Here is a 21,339-nt window from a genome sequence, read left to right as displayed (position 1 = left end):
GTCTGGAACTCTAAAGGTTGACATCGCTTCGCCGCGACCGGCGGCGACGGACTGCCTGATCCGGAACAGCATCTCGCCGACGAAGGAACGCTTCATGACGTCTCGGTTTCGCTCGCGCACCTCCGGATCGGCGAGTTCGGTGTCGAAGGGCGTTCTCTCCGCAGTTCTGCTCTCGCTTCTCGCCTTGGGCTTCGCAAGTTCGGCGTTCGCTCAGGAGAGCGCCGGAACGGCGACGGTGATCGCCGAACCGGTGGCCGCCCCGATCGTGTCGGACGCCGCCGCGTCGACGGAACTGGCTCAGGAGCCGCCGATCGATCTGCCCGCCCTGTTCAAGGGCGAACTTGAACCGAATGCCGCGGGCCTGCGGGCGATGCAGGTGCGGATGCGGGAACTGGTGGCCAAGCTCACCCCGTCCGTCGTCGGCGTGCAGGTCGGACCCTCGCAGGGTTCGGGCGTCGTCGTCGACAAGGACGGCACGGTGCTGACCGCCGCGCACGTCAACGGCAAGAAGGACCTCGGCGTCACCTTTCTGTTCGCCGATCAGACGCGAAAGAAGGGTAAGACGCTCGGATCGAACAAGCGCGTCGACGGCGGCATGATGAGGATCGAGACCGATCTGAAAGACCTCGTTCCCGTGGAACTGGGCGATTCGGACGATCTCAAGCCGGGCCAGTGGGTCGTCGCGCTCGGACATCCGGGCGGGTTCGATCCGGGCCGGAAGCCGGTACTGCGACTCGGTCGCGTCCTGTCGGTCAGCCGGTCGACGATCGTCACCGACTGCACGCTGGTCGGCGGCGACTCGGGCGGACCCCTGTTCGACATGGACGGCAAGCTGATCGGCATCCATAGCCGGATCGGCGGATCGATCGCGTCGAATATGCACGTCCCGGTCAATACGTTCACCGACTCCTGGGACCGGCTCGCCGAATCGCAGGAGTGGGGCGACATCGACGGTGGGCCGTTCATCGGGGTCCGCGGTGCGAAGAACGTCGACAACGCCCTGATCGAGTCGGTGTATCCCGGCTCGCCCGCGGAACAGTCCGGCATGCAGGGAGGCGACGTCATCATCGAATTCGAAGGCTCGCCGGTGAAGAACTTCTCGGACCTCTCCGCCGCGGTGGAGAAGACCGAACCGGGAGACGAAGTCACGCTGAAAGTGAAGCGGGGCGAAGAGACCGTGGAACTGAAGATGACGATCGGAAAGAAGGGCTAGGCGAAAGCCCGGCTCGAAGCCGACGCACACGAATCGACCGAAAACGCGATAGGACGGAGCGAACTATGAAAGCCTGGTGGCAGATAGCGGCAGCGTTCCTGCTGGCGGCGACTCCGGTCCTCGCTGACGATCCGCAGCCCAAGAGCGATCCGAAAGCGAACGACGGCGCCCAGAACGAGGCGAAGGCGGACGACGTCGCCGAAGCGTCCGACGCCGCGGAAGCCGACGGCGCATCTGCGAAGTCTGCCGGGAAGCCGGACGACGACTGGATGGGGCGGCTCTTCGGGACTCCGCGGTACGGCAAATTCCAGAAGAATAACGACGCGATCCGCGACGTCTTCAAGGCGTCGATGCAGCAGGCTCGCAAGGCGACGGCTGCCATCGTCAGCGGCGACGATCTGCTTTCGCTCGGAGCGATCGTCGATTCGGAAGGGCTGATCGTCACCAAGGCGAGCGAGCTCAAGGGCGATCTCATCTGCCGGCTGCATGACGGCGCCGAGTATCCGGCCCGGGTGGTCGCGACCGATCTCGCGTCGGACGTCGCGATGCTCAAGATCGAGGCCTCCGATCTGCCGACGGTTCCGTGGGCCGATCAGGTGCCGGAGGTCGGCAGCTGGCTGGCGACCGCGAGCATGGAAGATCGCCCCCTCGCGCTGGGCGTCGTGAGCGTCGCTCCCCGCGATCTTCCGGCGCCGACCGCCGTGATCGGCGTGTACATGGAAGAAGACGCCGCCGGGGTGCGAATCAATCGCGTGCTGCCCGACTCGGGCGCTGAAGAAGCCGGCATCCTGGTCAACGACGTCGTGCAGGCGGTCAACGGCGAAGCGGTCAAGACTCGCGAGGAAATGAGCCGGAACGTCAAGCAGCATCGCGCAGGCGATCGCATCCTGCTCAAGATCAAACGAGGCGACGAATCGATTCTCCTCGGCGCGGTCCTGAAGCACGCCAGCCAGGTCGATCCCGACGACCGCAAGGAGTTCCAGAACAGCCTGGGCGGTCGGCTCAGCGATCGCCGGGGCGGGTTCAGCGGCGTGCTGCAGCATGACACCGTGCTTCAGCCGCAGTATTGCGGCGGCCCGATCGTCGATCTCGACGGCAAGGTCATCGGGATCAACATCTGCCGCGCGGGACGGGTCGAGAGCTACGCCCTGACGTCGGTCGCGGTTCAGGATCTGCTCGCCGCGATGAAGGCGGGCGAGAATTCCTCGTCGGCGGCGTCGGAACTCCGGAAGGCGGAGATCGAGCGTCTGACCAAGCTCGTCGACGAGCACCTGACCGTGCTGCAGGAGGAGCGGGCGAAGCGGGAGACCGCGTCCGACGAAGCGAAGCAGGCGCTCGCCGAGGCGGAGAAAGCCGTTTCCGACGCCGAGGCGGCGGAAACGCCGGTCGGGTCGGAGGTCGAAGCGGCGCGGAAGCGGGTCGAAGAGGCGAAGGGTCGCGCGAAGGCCGCCGAGAAGGCGCTGTCGAGCATCGACTCCTCGATCAAGACGACGCAGCGCGAAGCCGACAAGCTGAACGAAGAATTGAACGGCCTGTCGAAGAGCTAGATCATCGCTCGAACCGCCGGTCGCGTACACTCGCGAGCCGGGGCTATTACAATCAGGCGAAGTCGTCATCCGGCGGCTTCGCTTTTTTCGTCTCTCCGCAGCCCGACGGAACGGAATGTCGACTTCTAACCCGCACGAGCGTTTGCGCGAGCTGCTCCAGGAAATGGAGACGCTCCTTCCGGAGCTCGACGTCGATCCGACCACCCGGGCGCTGGCCGAGGATGCGAAGAAGGATCTGTCGCGGATCGTCGAGCGGGACGAGCCCGCGCTGGGCGACGAGGACGAAGGGGTCCTCGAAAAGCTCGAAGACGCCGAACTGGCCTTCGAGGCCGCGCACCCCACCTTCTCCGGCGTTATGCGGCGCCTGATCGACGTCCTCGGTCAGATGGGCATCTGACGGACGCGGGTCCGGCAAAGGCCAGTCGATCAGTCCCGGACGCAGCGGAGCCAGCCTTCGGGCACGACCGACAGTTGCAGCTTGTCGTCGATCGACCGGTCGACCTCGAAGCGGTCGGTCGTCTTCAGGTACTCCCGCACCGCCGTCATCGGGTTGTCGCCGACTGACCAGGGCCGATAAGGAAACGCGTCGGGCTGCATCAGCTCGACCACCGTGTCGAAGACGATCAGGTAGCTCCCCTTCGTCACCAGCGGGGCGTAGAGCTCGAGCTCCCGCAGCACGTGCGCATGCGTGTGGTTCGAGTCGAGCATCACCATCACGCGGCTCTTGCCTTCCGCCCGGCGGCGAACTTCGGCGGCGATGCCGTCGTCGATCGACGAGCCCTGGATCATGTCGATCCGATGCGCCATCGGGTGGGATTCGATCGCCTGGCGGTTGTGCTCGCGAATGTCGATGTCGATCCCGAGGACCCGACCCTCGCCGCCGATCAGTTGCAGCAGCGACGCGTACAGGATCAGCGAGCCGCCGCGGGCGATGCCGGTCTCGATGATCAGGTCGGGCTTGACGTCCCAGATGAGCTCCTGAGCGGCGAGAACGTCCTGGGGGAACTGAATGATCGGCAGGCCCAGCCACTTGAAGTGGTAGGAGTACTCGTGCTGCGACGCGAGGTCGAACCACTTCCGCGACGCCGCGCGCAGTTCTTCGTCCCGCCCCATCGCGGCGATGATCGTCTTGTTCCGGGCGTCGAATTCGTCAGGTTTCATGCGGCGTCTTCAGTCGGTCGAGTCGTTCGATTCCGCAGCCGCGGGCGGGGGCCGACCGGCTGGATGGGTAAAGCTTACCGGGGCGAACCGGCCCGCAGGAGGCGACGGGTCAGCTTTGCAGGCCGGCGTCGGTTCGATGGGCGAAGAGATCCGCTTCCCGGATCGGCATCCCGAACTGCTGCTTCAGGAAGTGACGGCCCAGCGCGAAAGGCCGGGCGAGCGCCTTGAGCGGGTTGCTCCGCCGCACGTAGGAGCGATAGACCAGGCCCAGCGTTTCCCGCCGGGCGAGCCGGGCCATGCGGGGCGTCGCGGCATGCTTCGGCAGTTCGCGAGCTGCCGCGGCGAGGAATGCCCGCCAGAGGCGAAAGCCCTGCTCGTCGTCGTGATAGTAGGCGCCGCCCGGACGCTGGCGCTTGAAGATGGCCGTCCGATCCGATCCGACGACCTCCTGCGACATCAGGGCAGTGGCCAGCCAGATCACGTCGGCGCCGAACAGCGGATACTCGGCCAGGCGTCCCGCTTCGCCGCGCAGCCACTCGGTGCGATAGAGCCCGTAGATCCAGCAGGAGGCGTTCTGACGGAAGAGGCTTTTCAGGCGAACCTCGCGGGAGCCTTCCGGAGCCGCGGTTTCGATCCGTCCGACGTAGGCGCCCTCGGCGCTCCAGTGGATGGCGGCGGCGGTCGCGAGGACGGCCTTCGGATTCGCCGTCAGCGCGGCATGAAGTTCGGCGAGGTAGTTGGCCTGCCAGGCGTCGTCGTCCGACGCCCACATGAAGAACGGGCTTTCGGCCAGTTCGAGCGTCCGCAGGAAATTCGGCAGCGCGCCGATGTTTCGCTCGTTGCGGACGTACCGCACGCGAGCGTCGCGGCGGGCGAAGTCGGCAGCGATCTCCGGCGTCCGGTCGGTCGAAGCGTTGTCGACGACGACGATGCGGTAGGAGGGACCGGTGAAAGCCAGCAGCGAGGTCAGCGCATGCGGCAGCCGGCGCTCCCCGTTGTAGACGGGGAGCCCGATCGTCGCTTCCGGCTGCGGATTCCCGGCTCCGTCGCCTGCCATGGCTCGTCGCTTCGCTTCCTGGCGCTTCGTTCTCTCGCAGTGCGACCCTGCCTATACCGAATCCTCGTGTACGAAAAAAGACCGACGTCGGCTGGCAGGGGGCGCAATAGGGATAACGGTCGTCGTGGGCAAGTCGAGGGTCGAGTATCTAGAATTTCGACCGCGACACCTGGGCCGGCGCTTTTCCCCGCCAGATGAACGATACGCGCGGACAGGTTCAGAAGGCGACACTTTTCTTTCGGGCCAGCTCACGGCTCCGATGGTTCCAGGCGAGCGGAGGGTGTGAGCCCTCCGTGTTTCCGGCGCAAACGGGCAACGCTCGCCGAAGTTCCTCGTCTTACCGCCGATCGTCGTCGAGCGCTCCGGGTTCGACGTCGCGACTGCTCGACTCCAGGTAGGACGTCAGCAGGATCTGCGCGGCGAGCTGGTCCCGGCGTTCGGTTCGGCGCTTCTTCGTCAGGCCCGCGAAGGCGAGGTACTCGTCCGCCTGGGAGGTCGTATAGCGTTCGTCGAAGAACCGGACGGGCAGGGCGCTCCAGTCGAAGAGCCATTTCCCCCACGCGCGGGCTTCGCGGGATTTCTCGCTCTCGGCGCCGTTCGTATGGATCGGAAGTCCCACGACGAACCCGACGATCCGTTGCAGGCGGATCTGGCGTTCGAGCTGCCGGCGAAGCTCGTCCTTCGACTTGGCGGGCAGCGTGACGTGCGGGAACGCCATCGACTGGCGGTCGTCGCAGAGCGCGAGTCCGACCCGGACCGTGCCGTAATCGACGCCGGCCAGGATGCCGCGCTCCGGGAACGAGCCGTCGGCGCTCAGGAGCAGGCTCGGAAGGGGCTTCATGCGTGCGAAAGCGAGGCGAACGGAACCGACGGGACCGCGCCCGCCGAAGGTTCACTCTACTGTCGCTCGCCCGCTGGGGCGACCGGCGACCATCCGCTTTCAAGCTGCTAGATCAGTCGCTGGAGTCCTTGGCGTCGAGGGCGACGACCAGAGCGGTGACGCTCGTCCCCAGCAGAACGCCGTCGAACGCGACGCGACCAGGGTTGTTCTTCACGTAGCCCCACATGCCCTTGTCGTTCTGGCCTCGCACGACGGCCTGGGTATTTTCGACGAAGGCGATGCCGCGAACGGAATGGGGCGGAGCGGTTTCTTCGGTCCAGAAGCGGCAGACCTGATGTCGTTCGCCGACGGAGACGACGTGGACGCCCCCCTTCAGGCCGCGGACCTCGAAGTTCCCGTCGCGGTCGGACTTCGCCGAGGCGACGACGCGGCCCTCCCAGGTGATGTCGACCTGCTCGAAGGCCTGCACGGCGTTCTGCGGGCCCGTCAACGTCTTGCCCTGGAGCGATCCGTCCGGGCCGAGGGCGACATCCATGATCTCGGGCGGGCGACGCTCGGGCGACTGGCACCATCCCAGCGGGGCTGCCGCTCCGAAGGCGAACGTCCACGCGATCGCCGCGACCGCGATTCGTCCCGACCGTACGTCCCGACGGATCGCGGAGACAACCCGCGAATCTTCCTGCATAGCCGACATTGCCCAAGCCCCGCCAGATCCCGAACGAACGAGCGCCGACGTATCGGCGGACCGTCACACCCGATCGTCCCGCAGAGCGGCAGGCTTTAGCGATCAGGCGAAGTTTGGCGGCATCGGGGCGGCTTGCCGTCGTGAGCGGAAACGGCGTTCGGTTGAACCTCCCGCAGTTCCGATCTATAGTTACGGTACTGACCGGGGACGAAATTCGGCTTCACGCCGTGTGGCCCTCGCGGCCCTATATCCCCGGCTTTTCTTTCAGCAGTTTCGCGGCGATCAGCGGATTCGCACGCGTGTAGTACTCGCCGTAGGCCTTGTTCCGCACGTCATCGACGTCGTGAACCAGGCTCGCTTTTTCGGCGACGAATTGCCAGTAGCGATCTTCTCCGCGTTCGTAGACGCGTTGCAGCGCCCATAGGAAGTAATCGACAGCCTGAAGTCCGGCGAGCGCTGCCGAGGGGCGTTCACGCACTTCGATCGGCGCGGTCGCTTCGACGTCGAACCGCAGCCGAAAATTCTGGCGTGCTTGCTGTAGCGCCCTCTCCAGGGCCTCGGTTCGTTCGCGGGTGCCCCGACGCGAGAAGTAGATCGAGTACCCGTCATCCTGATGCAGGCGGTCCCTGAACAGGCGACTGACGCATCGCTCGTAAAGCTGGCTGGGGTGATAGCGATACCCGGGATTTTCGAAGTTCCGGGCTTTCACTTTCTCCACGATCTTCAGCTTGTCCCGGACCACGGCGAAGAACCGGACCTCATGGGCGACGAGGAGTCGAAAGACCTCTCGCCGCACTTCCGGGCAATCGTCCTTGGCGTGGAACAGGCAGGCGGTCTTTCGCCGTTCCGGACGCATCGACGGGACGTCACGCAAATAAGGATCGGCGAGCAGTTTCGCCCGCAGGTCCGTCAACTCGTCCGTGAGTCGCGATTCGTCGGCGATATCGAGCAGGCCGAGGATGAAGTAGCGAGTGCATCCTTCGGTTCCGACGATCGTCGCTTTATGGCGATTGAAAAGATTCGGGTCGCCCGCTTCGTCTACGCAGTAATAGCGGAGCATCGCGAAGCTTCCGTCTCCGCCGATTCGCGCGGCGAAGCGTCCGTCGATCGTCCTATTGGCGGCTTGAGTTGGCCCGTAAGGATTCGAACCTTAACTGAGGGAGCCAAAATCCCTAGTGCTACCGTTACACCACGGGCCAGCGGCGGGAACGTCGGGCGTTCCACCCTACGCCGGGAACCAGCGGTTTCCGGCGAATTCAGCGTTCTAATCTTTCGGCGAATCGTTGGCAACCGCGAAGGCGAGTTGCTCCAGTTGAATCGCCAGGTCTACGCCTACGACCGGGAATCCAGGGACAGGGACCACCGAAACCGGCGCGAAGTTCAGGGCGCCGCGAACTCCCGCGGCGGCCAGCCGACGGACCGCTTCCGGGGCCGCTTCTGCCGGAACGGCGAGCAGGGCCAGGTCGATCGGCGCCTCGGCGAAGGCCTGTTCCAGTTCAGTCCAGGGCCGCACCGGGACGCCGACGATGGTTCGTCCCACCTTATCGGAGGCGACGTCGAAGGCGATGGAGATGCGAAATCCCTGCTCGGCGAACCCGCGATAACCGAGCAGCGCGCGTCCCAGATTGCCGACGCCGACAAGCGCGACCCGCCAGGGTCGGTTCGTGCCCAGGATCGACTTGATCCTCGCGACCGAATCGTCGCAACGATAGCCGACGCCGGGCTTCCCCAGTTGGCCCAGCGTCGACAGGTCCCTCCGCACGAGCGCGTCAGAGAGCCCGAGCGTCCGGGCGAGTTCCGCGGAGTTCGTGCGATCCTTCCCTTCGCGGACGAAGCGCTGCAACTCCCGCAGGTACAGGCTCAGCCGGGAGATGACCGTCTTCGAGGTCGGCGCAGCCGCATCGCCGCTCCGTCCGTCGTTCATCCGTTCCAACTCGGGATGCGCTCGCCGCGGGTCAGATCCTCGTTCGTCTGCCGGGCGCGGACGGTCTGGTGCGAGCCGCGATAGATCGCGACTTCCGCAGGCAGTGGCTTGGAGTTGTAATTGGACGCCATGACGAAGCCGTAGGCGCCTGCCGCCTCGATCACCAGGAAATCGCCCACCTCCGCGACGGGCAGATCCCGGGAGCAGACGAATCCGCCGTCCTGCTGGGTGAAGATGTCGCCCGATTCGCAGAGGGGTCCGCCGACGACGACCGGCACGGTCTCCCGCTCGCTCGCGTCGCCCTTCGCCGGGCTGATCGACATCGGATGGTAAGCGCCGTACAGGATCGGTCGGGCGAGGCTGTTGAAGCCCGCATCCAGCAGATAGAAGAGGTTCTTCCCCATCTGCTTGATCGCGCGGATCTCCGCGATGAGGTAACCGCACTCGGCGACCAGGTAGCGCCCCGGTTCGATTTCGAGCGTGATCGCGTGGCCGAACTCTTCCTGCAGACGGCGGCGGGTCTCGTCCCAGATCTTGAAGTAGCGCTCGATATCGACCTGCGTGTCGTAGCTGCGATAACGCGTCGGCAGGCCGCCTCCCGCGCTGATGGTGGTGATCGACCGACCGATCTTCCGGGCGATCGTCTCCAGCGCCTGGCCGACCTGCGACAGGTGCTCGAAATCGGCGCCGGAGCCGATGTGCATGTGCAGGCCGGTCACGGTCACGCCGTAGCGATCGGCCAGTTGCAGCGCCCCGTCGAGGTTCTCGTGCCAGATGCCGTGCTTCGACTGCTCGCCGCCGGTGTTGGTCTTCTGCGAGTGGCCATGTCCGAAGCCGGGATTGATCCGCAGCGTTACGTTCGCTCCGGGCGACCGCTCGCCGAGCTGACGGATCATCTCCTCCGATCCGCAGTTGACGTGCAGCCCCTTCTCGACGACCAGATCCAGGCTCGCCCGGTCGAAGATGTCGGCGGTGTAGACGACCGGGTGCGGTTCGCCGTGCAGTTCGTAGCCGGCTGAAACCGCGCGATGAACTTCGCCCGCGCTGACGGCGTCGACCAGCACGCCCCGCTGGCGCAGGAAGTCGAGCACCGCGATGTTGGAGTTCGCCTTCTGGGCGAAGCGGATCACGTCGAACGGCGCCAGATCCTTGACCGCCCGTTCGATCGTCTCGAAGTCATAGACGTAGGTCGGCGTGCCGTACTTCGCGGCCAGCTCCGCCACCGGCACGCCGGCGATTGACGTGCGAATCAGAGGAAAATCTATCGTGGCGCTCATGGCGGTTCGGTTGAGGTCAGGGGGCGATCGGATCAGTCGTGCTGAGCAGTATTTCGCGAACTGGCCCAAGCCGACAGCGTCAGAATCGGCGAAATCGCTCGTGCATCGTCAAAGCATGGATTTAGGCTTCAGGCTGTTCTCGATGCACTCGTTACTCCTTGCCGCTCCGCTAGCCTGCGGCCGATTCGGGACTCGCACGAAGTTGATGCAGCCGGATCCGGCGAGCCGCGTACGACGTAAGTCGGGTTGCGCGGTGCGCCACGACCGTGCGGTGGTCGTCGAGGAACTGAGCCATCGCAGTCGACTTCCGTTCCAACAGTCCGTTGATTTTCGCCGTCGCGGCGCCGTGTCCGTGCGGCGAACGCAGTTCGTCGAGAAAATCAACGAGCTGCTAACGAATAGACGATCGAGCATTGTCCGATCGCTCGACAGCGTTCGCAAGCAGATCGGTCGAATTCGACGGTCGTGACGGAACTGCCGACTCTGCGGGCGATTCGCTGCCTCGTCGCAAGGAAGAGTTCCGCCGATGGGTCGCTCGCTGGGACCTAGGATTTCGCACGAGCCTCCTCCCGGTCAGATCGCCGGCGTTCTCTCCCGCCCACGTTTCGCGTTCGCATGACTTATCAACTCCGCGTCCTGCGCTCGACGAACGAACTCCGCGAAGCGGCGGCGAAGTGGGATCGTCTGTGGCGGGCGAGCGATTCGACGATGCCGATCGCGCAGAGCGAACTGCTGCTGCAGTGGATCGACCGTTTCGCGCCGCGGGGGCGGCTGGAGTTCTACGTCGCCGAGCAGGGGGAGCGCTTCGTCGCGGCGTTGCCTCTGATCGCGTCCGACAAGTCGCCCTGGATCGCCTACGGTACGCTGCCGGGGAACGAGTGGTCGCCCGCGGGAGACTTCCTGCTCGATCCGACCGCCGACGCCGAACTGGCTGCGCAGACCATCGCGCAGGGGATTCTGGGGTCGGGCTTCGCGCTCGTCTGGATGCAGGGCATTCCGTACCTGTCGTCGCGGTGGAGCCTGCTGCTGGAAGCGCTCGAACAGCAGGGCGTCCCCAGCCATCGCCAGTTCAGCTACCGCGTCGGCCTGGTGCCGACCTGTTCCGACTGGGATTCATTCAACGCGAGGATCTCGAAGAAGCGTCTGCGGACGCTCGCGCGACGCTGGCGGCAACTGACCGAGATGGGGACACTCCGGCTGCGGATCGAAACCAATCTGGCGCCGGACGAAGTCGGTCGCGATCTGCTGGAAGGGATCGAGATCGAAGACCGCGGCTGGAAAGGTCGCGAAGGGACGAGCGTCCTCAAGTCGCCCGGCATGATGGAGTTCTATTACCGTCAGGCGAAGCTGCTCGCGAAGGCGGGCAACCTGATCATGGTGACGCTGGAACTCGATCGCAAGCCGATCGCGTTCGAGTACGGCTTCCTCGCGAAGGGGCATTACCACTCGCTGAAGATCGGCTACGACGAGGCCTACGCCGCCTACTCGCCCGGTCAGGTGCGGACCTGGCTGATGCTGGAGGAGATGTGCCGGCGGCCGGAGCTGCAGTACCTCGACGGCATGGGCCCGCGGAGCGAAGCCTTCGCCATCTGGCCCGGCACGACGTACGACGTGGGGCGGATCGTGTTCGCGCCCGGCGGCGCCCTTGGACGGACCGCGCTCTACGGCTACAAAAACGTCTGGCCCGCCCTCCGCAAGTTCAGCGGACGGGAACCCGTCGCCGTGGCGACCGAACCCGCTGACGAAGCCGCGAACGACTGAGTCATCGCTGGACGCGTCTTCTGTAGTAGTCGACCAAGCCTTATTCGTCAGGCGTTGGGGTAGAGATGTTTGAGTTTGACGCGAGCGTCGTCCGTCGTGAAGCGCCAGGTCGCAGCCTGACGCAGGCGGTTGCGTTCGCGCTGCCAGACGGCCATCGCTTCGTCCATCTCGGCCGCGCTTTCGAAGCGTCGCCCGACGCACTGCCGCGTCAGGACGGAAAGCTCGAACTCGGCCATGTTGAGCCAGCTGCCGTTCTTGGGCGTGTAGACGATCCGCAGGCGCTGGGCCAGGCGATGCGCCCGCTCGGCGTCGAAGGCATGGTACAGGCTCGCGACGTCGTGCGTGTTGAGGTTGTCGCAGACCAGCGTGACGAGTTCGGCCCGGGGATAGTCCCGCTCGAGCAGCTCGGCGACTTCTTCGGCCCAGTCGACTCGCGTTCGACCGTCGCGACCGGAGACGCGACGCCAGCCGCCGACGGGATCGAAGAACAAGAAGATCGACCGCACGCCGCGGCGCTCGTAGTGATGGTCCTCGCGGCGGGGCTGGCCCGGCGTCATCGGCAGCGACGGCTCGACGTCGGCCAGGATCTGCTTGGCCGCCTCGTCCATGCAGATCAGCACGTGCTCGTCGTCGAACGATTCGGCGTAGACGTCGAGCAGCTTCTCCATGCGGGCGACGAAGCGGGCGAGATCCTTCTCCGGGATGCAGAAGCGCCGCGTCCGCCAGGGCTGCAGCCTGTTTTTTTGAGCGTCTGGCGAACCGTCTCTTCGGAGACCTTCGTCACGATCGACAGCCGCATCGCCTCGTCGGCCAGAAGCTGCATCGTCCAGGCCTTGCGTCCGCCGGGCGGCGTCGAGCAGGCCAGCAGAACGAGCTTCGCTTCGGAGCGACCGTCGAAGATCGGCTGGACGCCGGGAGCCGAGCGGGCCTTCCGTTCGATCGCCGCGGCGACGTTTCCTTCGCGGACGAAGGCTTGCCGAATCCGGCAGACCTGCCGCTCGGAGAGCCCCACGATCTCGGCGATCGTGCCGTCGGTGCGACGACCGTCGACGTGCTCGCGATCGGACAGGAGCAGGATCCTCGTCCGGCGAACTTTCGCCGCCGGCGAGTCCCCTTTGCGGACGAACGCCGCGAGCTCCGCCCGGGTCTCAGGCGTCAGACGAACTTCCAGCTTTTCGTTCGTTGCCGGCATCCCTGCCTCCGCGAAAATCGAAAACGATCCCTCGACTCCCTCCGCGAAATCAGGTTAACCTCCGCCTGACGAATAAAGCCAGGTCGACTACTACGAATCGCTTACCGCCTGCGAGCGTACCTGGCAGGCGGGGCGCCTGCCCTGCAAGACAGCTATGTGGCATTCGCTTCCGATCGAGGCCGTCGCGTTCGACCTCGACGGGACGCTCTTCAATACGGAGATCCTCTACGACGAAGTCGGTGAGGAACTGCTCCGTCGCCGCGGGCAGACGTTCACATCCGCGCTGAAGGACCGCATGATGGGCCGGCCCGGGCCCGTCGCGCTGCAGATCATGATCGACGACTGCGGCCTGGACTGCGACGTGGCGACGCTGGCGCAGGAATCGGACGACGTCTTCGACCGGATCCTGGAAGAACGGCTCGAACGGATGCCGGGCGCGGAGGCGCTGCTCGATCACGTGGAGAGTCTGGGCCTGCCCAAGGCGATCTGCACCAGTTCGCATCGGGCCTATGCGACGAGGACGCTCTCACGGTTCGCGTACGAGCATCGCTTCGCCTTTCTGCTCACCTCCGACGAGATCGCGAACGGTAAGCCCGAGCCGCTGATCTATCTGACCGCGGCGGAGAAGTTCAGCGTCGCCCCCGAGCGGATGCTGGTTCTGGAAGACAGCCATAACGGCTGCAAGGCGGCGATCCGCGCAGGCGCCTGCGCCGTCGCCGTTCCGAGCCGGCACTCCCATCACCACGACTTCGCCGGCGCCGCATTCATCGCCGAAGGCTTGGGCGATCCGCGGATTTACGAGCTACTTGCGGTCGGACGCTGATCGCGCGGCAGAAGGTATATGCAGGCATCGGGCGAAGAGATCGCGTACCTCGCGAAACTTGTCTGCTTCGGCAACGCCGCAGTCCGAAAGAATCTGCATGAGCCGTTCGTAGCTCCCCTCTCGCCGCCGCCGTTCGTCTGGACGCGATTCGTACTCGTCGGCAAGCGAAGCGCCGACGGTACGCATCCGACGCGTGCGTTCGCGCGCGATTCTGAAGAGTGGTACTCGAGGATCTTGGAACGCGGCGTTGTGTCGCTGCGATTGCATCATCGATTTTCGGGCGATCCCGAAGTCGATGAAAATGTGGTGGAATCGTTCGCGAGCGACGGCGGGCGATGGCGTATCGAGGCCGACCTGAGCGACAGGTCCAGCGATCTATGGTTTCCGCGATGGGAGAGCGAACGCGGAACGGTTTACGCAGTGGAACTCGGACTGATCGCGAACGTTCCTGCGGTTCCTTCGGTACGCGTCAGCCTTAAATCGGCGTTTCAAGAGTTCGCTACGGCGCTCCAATGCATTCGTTCGTTCGCGGAACGAAACCGCCTGGACGAGTTCGCGGATACCTTTGCCAAGACTTTCGACGCGCTGCACGGAAAGCGCCTCTCGGTGCCGCTTCAAAATGTCGTACCCGCAGGATCGGCTCCGGAAGCTGCGACTGACATTCTTCGTGCGGCGCAATTGGGATGGGTGTTTACCGGGCGACGACCATGGAACGACGCTAGGATCGATGACGAGAACATTCCGGAATACGAGCGGGTGACGGAGCTTTACTGTCGTCGCCTCGTGACCGCAGTGGAGGCAGCAGCGAACAGTTCGGCGACTCTCTCGACCGAAACCATTTGAGTCGCTGCGGGTTCTTGGTTTACGACTCCGAGTTTCTACGCACGCGAGTATGAAGAAATGGTCATCCTTCTTCGTTTTGGCATTGCGATGCTTTTCGGCGTCGCAGGGTCTGTAGCGGCATTCGCCCAGACCACGCCTGCCTCTACTTCGCCGGCGACTTACGACCCTCTCGCCCTCCCCACGGACCAGACGATTCCGAAGTTCGTCGACCTGACGATCGAGGATGCGACCCGTTCGCGGGAGATCCCGATCCGCGTCTGGCTGCCGGCGAAGAAGGATCCGGCGCCGGTGATCCTGTTCAGTCATGGCCTGGGCGGATCGCGGGAAAACAACGGCTATCTCGGCAAGCATTGGGCGGGGCGGGGCTACGTCTGCGTCTTCCTGCAACATCCGGGCAGCGACGAATCGGTCTGGAAGGACGTCCCGATGCGTCAGCGGATGCAGGCGATGCGCGACGCCGCGGGGGCGAATAATCTGCTGCTGCGCGTGAAGGACGTGCCCGCGGTTCTCGACGAGCTGATGCGGCGGAACATGAAGGAGGGGGACGAACTGGAGAAACGCTTTGACTTCCAGCACGTCGGCATGTGCGGCCACTCGTTCGGCGCGGTGACGACCCAGGCGGTCAGCGGCCAGAAGATGGGCCGGCAGGCGCCGTTCGCCGAATCGCGAATCGACGCCGCCATTATGTTCAGCCCCAGTTCGCCCCGGGCGGGCGGAACCGAGGCGGCGTTCGGCGACGTGAAGCTGCCCTGGCTGCTGATGACCGGGACGAACGACGTCTCTCCCATCGGCGGTCAGACGGCGGAATCCCGGATGGCGGTCTATCCGGCGTTGCCCGCGGGAAGCAAATACGAACTGGTCCTCGACGGCGCCGAGCATTCCGCCTTCAGCGAACGGGCGCTTCCCGGCGACATGCAGAATCGCAATCCCAACCACCACAAGTCGATCCTGGCCCTGTCGACCGCGTTCTGGGACGCCTACCTGAAGGAAGACGGGGAGGCCAGGGCCTGGCTCGACGGCGACGCGGCCAAGAGCGTCCTGGAAGAAAAAGATCGCTGGCAGCGGAAGTGAAAACGTCCGCAGCGTGCGATTTCCGGCTCGTGTGCCATGGCTGGCTTGTCCAGCCGTGCGGAATCGCGAATCGGGGCGATCGACAGGAAGTACGACGAACGAGTCCGACGTCGTCGCGTCCAACTACTCAAACCGACGCCTCGGTTCGGCATCGGGCACGGCTGGGCAAGCCAGCCATGGCACACGGACTGACTCCCTCCGCCCTTACAGCGGTTGACGACTGGCGTATAACGTAATGACGGCCCTTCTGATTAAACCGGCCGTTTCTCCGCCAGCGGACCGACGATGACGCTTGACGATTCGATCGAGGGCCTGATCTTCGATTGCGACGGGACCCTGACCGACTCGATGCCGGCCCACTACCTGGCCTGGCGGGAGACGTTCGACCGGTACAGCATTCCGTTCAGCGAAGAGCGTTTCTACTCGCTCGGCGGCATGCCGACCGACAAGATCGCGGAGATGCTCGGAACGGAGCATGGCGTCGATCTCGATCCGGCCAAGGTCTCCCAGCAGAAGGAAGAGGCGTTCATCGGACAGCTCGTCCACGTTCTGCCCGTGGAGAAGGTGGTCGAGATCGCCCGGCGGGAGAAGGGCAAGCGGAAGATCGCCGTCGCGAGCGGAGGCTTCCGCTGGGTGATCGAGGAGCAGCTCGCTCACATCGGCCTGGCCGACTGGTTCGACGCGATCGTGACCAAGGAAGATACCGAGCGGCACAAGCCGTTCCCCGACGTCTTCCTCGAGGCTGCGCGGCGGATGAACGTGGCGCCGGAGAAGTGCCTGGTCTTCGAAGACGCCGACCTCGGCTTCGAGGCCGCCCGGCGTGCCGGGATGCAGGTCATCGACGTCCGGTTGCCCGAGTGGGGCAGCTCGTCGATCTGACGCAGTCCGACACGAAGAGGCGAACGACGCGATTAGAATCGAGGCGCGTCGCGACGACCGACTCGCTCTCCGTCGAACGAGTCGGCTCCGACGTTCGCTTGCCGAGACGACCATGCCGATTCGATCGTCGTTGAACCTGCTCTGGATCGCCCTGCTGGCGATCGCGATTCTCCCGCTCGGCGCCCTGTCGGACGAGAAAGTGGTCGTCCGTCCGCCATCGAAGGCGGGGCCGCTGGACAACCCGCTGAAGGGTTGGTGCCCTTACGCCGACGCGGGCGAGATTCGCCAGCCCTACTCGATGACGTTTCAGTACGTCTCGTGGCGCGAACTGGAGCCGACGCGGGGCGATTATCGCTTCGAGGAGTGGGAGCAGGCCTGGGAGAGCGACGCGGCGAAGGACAGGCATGTGATCTTTCGCGTCTACGTCGATTACCCCAAGCGACCGTCAGGCCTGCCAGATTGGCTGCGGGCGGCGGGCGTGACGGAGACGCCGTACGACGACCACGGCGGCGGATTGTCGCCTGATTACGATCACCAGGAGATGGTCGCCGGGATGGAGCGCCTGATCGCCGCGCTGGGCGAGCGCTACGACCGAAATCCGCGCGTCGCCTTCATTCAGCTTGGCCTGCTCGGGTTCTGGGGCGAGTGGCATACCTATCCGCGCAGCGAACTCTACGCGTCGCCCGAGACCGAACGTCGCGTCATCGACGCCTATCGGGCAGCGTTCCCGAACAAGTCGCTCATGGTGCGCTATCCGAGCGAACATGCCGGCCGTCAGGAGTGGATCGGCTTCCACGACGACATGTTCCCGGAGGATACCGATAACGGCAAAGAGTGGAGCTTCCTCGCGAAGTTGCGGAAGGCCGACCGCGCGGAGAACTGGAAGGTCGCGGTCGTCGGCGGCGAGATGGCTCCTGGAAAGGCGACGCAGTGGCTCGGGCCGGATTACGCAGTCACCTCGACCATGCTCGAGCGGGCGCACTTCACCTGGGTCGGGCCCTACTGCCCGGCGCTGGACGGCGCAAAGGAGGATGCGTTCCGTCAGCGAAGTGAAGAACTGGTGCGGAGCATGGGATACGAGTTCCGCCTCGGGAAGGTCGAGCATGCCGCCAGCGTGAAGGCGGGCCTACCGGCGTCGCTGTCGCTCGCAGGCGAAAACCTCGGCGTCGCGCCCTTCTATTATCCGTGGCCAGTGGAGTGGGCGCTGCTCGACGCGTCGGGCGAGGCGATCGGCATCCACCGCACGAAGTGGGACCTTCGGCGTTGGCTTCCCGGGCCGTTCGAAGAAAAGGCGTCGCTCACGTTCGACGTTCCGCCGGGAACGTATCGACTGGCGATCGGAATTCGCGATCCCTGGAAGGATCGGCCCGCCGTCGGCTTCGCGAACGAACTGCCCGTCGTAAACGGCTGGACGACGGTTTCCGAGCTTCGTATCGACCCGTAAACGGACGGGTCGCTTGGACTACGTCGCTGAGGCTTCGCTCGGTCCGGTGATCGAAGGCTTCGCCAGCGCCTTGGTCTGGGTCTCGCCTTCGAACCAGGCGGCAATGCGCTTCTTCGCCTGTTCGACGTGCAGCGGCTTGATGTGCGTCGCGACGGTTCCGAGGGCGAAGATCAGCACGCCGAGATCGTCGGCATAGCCGGCGCCGGGGACCACGTCCACGATCGCGTCGAGCGGCACGATGAAGTAGCCGAGCGCCGCGAGGATGGTCGTCTTCGCCCACGCGGGCGTATCGGCGTCCCGCATGGCGTAGTAGAGCGAGAACGCCTTTTCCAGCGTTTCGCGTCCCACGACCTTGCCGACGCGCTTCGACTTCTCGAAGAACGATTCCGGCGAAAATCGGCGGGCGTACCGCTCGTCCAGACGGGGAATGGCGATCATCGCGCGTCCTGTGCGAGGCAAGAAAGCCGTGGAAGAGGATCTACGTCGCAGCGCACGGCTCCGCAGCGTTTCGATCCGTACTTCCTTTCGATTCGCGTTCTTCGCGAACGTTTCACGATTCTATTCGTCGACTTAGGAAAAAACCTAGCGGAATAGAGCCGGGAACGAACGGGATCCTTCGCAAATGTCGCTAAGCCGGATAACGTAGTTCCACCCGATCGAGGGGGTGCGGCGGTCTGATATGGACAGGCAGGCGGAGGAAGTTCGGTTGGACTTGGTCGTCAGGCTGGTCGCTCTTGCCGTGCTGCTCCTCCTGGTTCAGGAACTGTTCCGTCGTGCGAATCGATGGGCGGCGTGGGGCGCGTTCCTCGTGCTTCCGCTGGCCCTGGCTCCATACTGGATCTGGTTGAGCCAGGAAGGGGCCTACGGCGATGCGGGCGCGTTCCCGTGGGTGAAACTCGTCAGCCTGCAGGTCGGCGCAAGCTGTCTGACCGCGCTCCGCTTCACTCCCCTCGGCAAGTCGCGCTGGGCGTCGGGTGCGCTGTTCCTGATGCTGCCGCTCAACATGCTGGAAGCGGTCGTTCAGGACGCCTTCGGCGGTCATCTTGCCCACTACCTTCTGGGCCTGAGCGGGATCTTGCTGATCGTCTCCGTCCCGCACCCGATGAAGGCTATCCGGATCGATACCGAAGGACGCTTCCGCGATCTTCGGTATGTCGGAATGACGCGAACCTGGGTCGCCGGATACACGTTGTGGAATGCGGCGTTCGTCTACCTGAACTTCCCCGCCATCGCCGGGCACGAACTGGCCGTGCTGGCGTCGGCGTTAGCGATTGGACTGTACGATCCGAGTCGCTGGCTTCAGTCGCGGACCTTTACCCTCGCGACCGACTTGCTGGCGCTCGCCACCTTCCCGAGCGTGATCATTCCGTTCGCCGAGACTTCGAACTGGGCGTCCCCGCACGGAGAGAACCTCGTGGCGGGCGCCTGCCTGGCGATCATCGCCGTCTACGCAGGCTACATCTTCTTCCGCCGGGCCGATCGAGTCGTCGCGCGCCTCTCGCGGTCCTGAGGCAGGATGTCTCGGGTCGTGGTGATGGGCTGACCGCGTCATAGCGATCCGTCCAACCCAGCGAATCAACACTGTACCCGAGCCGACGCAGTAGAGCGGGCCGTTGCGCGTTGCGACGCCGCTTTGCGCTCTGAAGTCGTACACGCTTGGTCTCTTCCAACTAAACGGTCACGTCTGGAGAGGCCTCCGCGACTGACGGCGCTGCATCGCGCCCCGGGGCATCGAGTTCCGCGTTTGTAACGCGGGCGTATCGGGAGGCAGCCGATCGCAACTGGTCGGCGAAGCCGTAAAGGCTGTTCAGCGTATCGAGCGGATATCGCGTCACCTGCTTCGCGTCATCGAGCAAGCCTACGTACTTTTGCGCGGAGTTGAAGAACAGCCTGCAGATCGGCTTGCGATTGTTGTCATCGAGCAGAACGCTGCAGTAAGACTGCGTATCGCGCATGAAGACCCGAGCGGGATCGACGACGTCGCGAATGATGCTCTTCACGACGTAGAACGCTTCGATCTCTTCCGGCGTCGTCACGATCGCCGCTACTGGTTCCGCCGCAGTCTCAGGCGGGGTTTCGATGCTGGCCGGACGAATGAACGTCGTCGTCGAACTGTCGAGCGCGGTTTGCAGGCGACGATTCAGCATCTCGCCGACGAACTCCTGGAACGCCCTTCTGACGATCGGCGTGAACTCGTCGCGGACGCTTTGGGTGAATCGACCTTCGTAGACTCGCTGCGCCAGGATGCGGACGAACTCTTCGGAAGGGTTTACGAATTCTTCGCCGAGGATTCGCTGAATGCCTCGCACATACTTGAGCACGCTTGCCGTGCTCTTGATCGTGTCGATGTCGAAGTTGTCCTTCGTGAACTTCTTTATCTCGTCGACCGTTCGTTCGTCGAGCTCTCGAATATCGAACTCGAGAAACGGACGCGAGTCCATCAGGTTCTGCGCTTCCAGATCCGTGAAGAATCGATAGAACGCGCCGTCGGTCAGGAGAGCGAACTTCGCTTTGGTGACCGTGAAGTAGCGGTAGAGCTGCGAGGCATGCTTCGGATCGAGTCCTTTGTCCCCGAGCGTTTTGCACTCGATCAACAAGATGGGTTGGCCGTCCCGCATGATCGCATAATCGACCTTCTCGCCCTTCTTCGTCGCTACGTCCGCCGTGAACTCCGGTACGACCTCAATCGGATTGAACACGTCGTAGCCGAGCGCCACGAGGAACGGCATGACGAGCGCGTTTTTCGTGCCTTGCTCCGTCAGGCAGCGATCTCGCACCGTTTCGACGCGCGTCCCCAGTTCTCGCAGGCGGTCGATAAGGTCCATCGCGAATACTCCCTTCGCAGATCGAGAAGCGGCTGGAAAACGATGGCCCGCATTCTCCACGCCCATATCCGAATGTCCAGCATCAACATCGTGGTGGGCTGATATTTCCGCGCGAGGCGCATTCGTCGATCGCAGGGCGCCGCGTCCGACTCGGGGGGTTCACACCCCCCCGCTCAGAAATACGTCGATGTCTACGCTGCGAATCTTATTGCCCCAGCGGGGCCCGGCAGACGACGTGGTAGAGGGGGCCGCTGCGTTCCTGAACGCTCGACATGACGAGGATCTCGTCGACGTGCGTCGGGCCGGCGTTGTAATGCGCCGTCCGGCGGACCCACGCGATCAGTTCGTCGAGCGAGCCGCCTGACTTCACGACGCGACCGAGCGTCAGGTGGGGCGAGTACGCGCGGTTCTCGATCGCGAAGCCCTCCTCGCCGAGCTGCTGTTCCAGATCCCGCTGCAGCATCTTGAGCCAGTCGCTCCCCTCTTCGACGCCCAGCCAGACCACCCGCGGCGAGTCGAGATTGGGGAACGCGCCGGCGCCCTTCACCGTCAGGCTGAAGGGGGGATGCGCGGCGGCGACCTGCTTCGCGATGCGGCAGATGGCGGGCGTCGCTTCAACCGGCACGTCGCCCAGGAAGTTGAGCGTCAGGTGCATCTGCTCGGTCGCCATCCAGTTCACGGCCGCGCCCGACTCGCTCCACTGATCGATCAGATCGTTGGCCCGGGTTTTCACGCCCGAGGAAACGTCGATCGCTAGGAAGATGCGGAGGGATTGCATGAAACGGTGGTTCCGAAC

The 21,339-nt window shown here is 64.5% G+C and carries 21 protein-coding genes, 1 tRNA gene and 1 pseudogene; 11 read left to right on the top strand and 12 right to left on the bottom strand.

Annotated elements, in window-relative coordinates:
* The first annotated feature begins 94 nt into the window (after positions 1-94).
* From SH602x_RS22765 to SH602x_RS22755, 3 genes are all read left to right on the top strand, one after another.
* Positions 95-1,213, top strand: a complete 1,119-nt coding sequence (locus SH602x_RS22765; protein WP_479474455.1) for a S1C family serine protease — start codon at positions 95-97, stop codon at positions 1,211-1,213.
* Positions 1,214-1,278: 65 nt separating this feature from the next.
* Positions 1,279-2,760, top strand: coding sequence for a S1C family serine protease (locus SH602x_RS22760; protein WP_479474454.1), 1,482 nt, complete (start codon positions 1,279-1,281; stop codon positions 2,758-2,760).
* A gap of 115 nt (positions 2,761-2,875) precedes the next feature.
* Positions 2,876-3,157, top strand: a complete 282-nt coding sequence (locus SH602x_RS22755) for a DUF4404 family protein (RefSeq protein WP_479470832.1) — start codon at positions 2,876-2,878, stop codon at positions 3,155-3,157.
* 29 nt (positions 3,158-3,186) lie between these two features.
* Here SH602x_RS22755 and SH602x_RS22750 read toward each other — a convergent pair whose 3' ends face one another.
* The 8 genes from SH602x_RS22750 to lysA form a co-directional block, all read right to left on the bottom strand.
* On the bottom strand, positions 3,187-3,921 hold the full coding sequence (locus tag SH602x_RS22750) for a cephalosporin hydroxylase family protein (RefSeq protein WP_479474453.1): 735 nt from the start codon (positions 3,919-3,921) through the stop codon (positions 3,187-3,189).
* A 109-nt stretch (positions 3,922-4,030) separates the two neighbouring features.
* Positions 4,031-4,978, bottom strand: a complete 948-nt coding sequence (locus SH602x_RS22745) for a glycosyltransferase family 2 protein (protein WP_479474452.1) — start codon at positions 4,976-4,978, stop codon at positions 4,031-4,033.
* 337 nt (positions 4,979-5,315) lie between these two features.
* Complete coding sequence (gene ruvX, locus SH602x_RS22740; protein ID WP_479470835.1) at positions 5,316-5,819, bottom strand: Holliday junction resolvase RuvX; 504 nt, start codon at positions 5,817-5,819, stop codon at positions 5,316-5,318.
* Between the two features lie 112 nt (positions 5,820-5,931).
* Entirely contained in the window at positions 5,932-6,504 is a 573-nt protein-coding gene (locus SH602x_RS22735) for a hypothetical protein (RefSeq protein WP_479474451.1), read from the bottom strand.
* 244 nt (positions 6,505-6,748) lie between these two features.
* Positions 6,749-7,564, bottom strand: a complete 816-nt coding sequence (locus SH602x_RS22730) for a DUF3800 domain-containing protein (RefSeq protein WP_479474450.1) — start codon at positions 7,562-7,564, stop codon at positions 6,749-6,751.
* Between the two features lie 68 nt (positions 7,565-7,632).
* A tRNA-Gln gene (locus SH602x_RS22725) sits at positions 7,633-7,703 on the bottom strand.
* A 65-nt stretch (positions 7,704-7,768) separates the two neighbouring features.
* Entirely contained in the window at positions 7,769-8,428 is a 660-nt protein-coding gene (locus SH602x_RS22720) for a redox-sensing transcriptional repressor Rex (protein ID WP_479474449.1), read from the bottom strand.
* A complete protein-coding gene (gene lysA, locus SH602x_RS22715) occupies positions 8,425-9,705 on the bottom strand; it encodes a diaminopimelate decarboxylase (RefSeq protein ID WP_479474448.1) in 1,281 nt (426 codons plus the stop codon). The genes SH602x_RS22720 and lysA overlap by 4 nt, the downstream gene beginning before the upstream one ends.
* A 612-nt stretch (positions 9,706-10,317) precedes the next feature.
* On the opposite strand from lysA, the pseudogene SH602x_RS22710 reads away from it, so the two are divergent.
* Positions 10,318-10,530, top strand: a pseudogene (locus SH602x_RS22710) (GNAT family N-acetyltransferase); the annotation flags it as partial.
* A 159-nt stretch (positions 10,531-10,689) separates the two neighbouring features.
* Positions 10,690-11,466, top strand: a complete 777-nt coding sequence (locus SH602x_RS22705) for a GNAT family N-acetyltransferase (RefSeq protein WP_479477134.1) — start codon at positions 10,690-10,692, stop codon at positions 11,464-11,466.
* 47 nt (positions 11,467-11,513) lie between these two features.
* Here the strand turns inward: SH602x_RS22705 and SH602x_RS22700 are convergent.
* Positions 11,514-12,658, bottom strand: a protein-coding gene (locus SH602x_RS22700) for an IS630 family transposase (RefSeq protein ID WP_479472857.1) whose coding sequence is annotated in 2 segments (ribosomal slippage) — positions 11,514-12,211 and positions 12,211-12,658 — 1,146 coding nt in all. Because the reading frame shifts where the segments join, the coding sequence is not laid out codon by codon here.
* A 154-nt stretch (positions 12,659-12,812) separates the two neighbouring features.
* Between SH602x_RS22700 and SH602x_RS22695 the strand changes: the two genes are divergently transcribed.
* The 5 genes from SH602x_RS22695 to SH602x_RS22675 all read left to right on the top strand — a co-directional run bounded on the left by SH602x_RS22695 (position 12,813) and on the right by SH602x_RS22675 (position 17,718).
* The gene (locus tag SH602x_RS22695; protein WP_479474447.1) at positions 12,813-13,481 is read left to right on the top strand and encodes an HAD family hydrolase; all 669 of its coding nucleotides are present in this window, start codon (positions 12,813-12,815) and stop codon (positions 13,479-13,481) included.
* 234 nt (positions 13,482-13,715) lie between these two features.
* On the top strand, positions 13,716-14,324 hold the full coding sequence (locus tag SH602x_RS22690) for a hypothetical protein (RefSeq protein WP_479474446.1): 609 nt from the start codon (positions 13,716-13,718) through the stop codon (positions 14,322-14,324).
* 87 nt (positions 14,325-14,411) lie between these two features.
* Positions 14,412-15,395, top strand: a complete 984-nt coding sequence (locus tag SH602x_RS22685; protein WP_479474445.1) for an alpha/beta hydrolase family protein — start codon at positions 14,412-14,414, stop codon at positions 15,393-15,395.
* A gap of 285 nt (positions 15,396-15,680) precedes the next feature.
* Positions 15,681-16,274, top strand: a complete 594-nt coding sequence (locus SH602x_RS22680) for an HAD family hydrolase (RefSeq protein WP_479474444.1) — start codon at positions 15,681-15,683, stop codon at positions 16,272-16,274.
* 112 nt (positions 16,275-16,386) lie between these two features.
* Positions 16,387-17,718, top strand: coding sequence for a DUF4832 domain-containing protein (locus tag SH602x_RS22675; protein WP_479474443.1), 1,332 nt, complete (start codon positions 16,387-16,389; stop codon positions 17,716-17,718).
* Between the two features lie 18 nt (positions 17,719-17,736).
* On the opposite strand, the gene SH602x_RS22670 is transcribed toward SH602x_RS22675, so the two are convergent.
* Positions 17,737-18,156 (bottom strand): YkvA family protein, encoded by a 420-nt coding sequence (locus SH602x_RS22670; protein ID WP_479474442.1) that lies wholly within the window; start codon positions 18,154-18,156, stop codon positions 17,737-17,739.
* Positions 18,157-18,424: 268 nt separating this feature from the next.
* On the opposite strand from SH602x_RS22670, the gene SH602x_RS22665 reads away from it, so the two are divergent.
* Positions 18,425-19,228, top strand: coding sequence for a DUF5692 family protein (locus SH602x_RS22665; protein ID WP_479474441.1), 804 nt, complete (start codon positions 18,425-18,427; stop codon positions 19,226-19,228).
* 160 nt (positions 19,229-19,388) lie between these two features.
* Here SH602x_RS22665 and SH602x_RS22660 read toward each other — a convergent pair whose 3' ends face one another.
* Entirely contained in the window at positions 19,389-20,543 is a 1,155-nt protein-coding gene (locus tag SH602x_RS22660; protein ID WP_479474440.1) for a type I restriction endonuclease, read from the bottom strand.
* Between the two features lie 205 nt (positions 20,544-20,748).
* Positions 20,749-21,321, bottom strand: a complete 573-nt coding sequence (thpR, locus tag SH602x_RS22655) for an RNA 2',3'-cyclic phosphodiesterase (RefSeq protein ID WP_479474439.1) — start codon at positions 21,319-21,321, stop codon at positions 20,749-20,751.
* Between the last annotated feature and the right edge of the window lie 18 nt (positions 21,322-21,339).

This window comes from Lignipirellula cremea (genome assembly GCF_056501455.1).
Note: the sequence above shows the minus strand (reverse complement) of the source record. Positions and strands in the feature narration are given on the sequence as shown.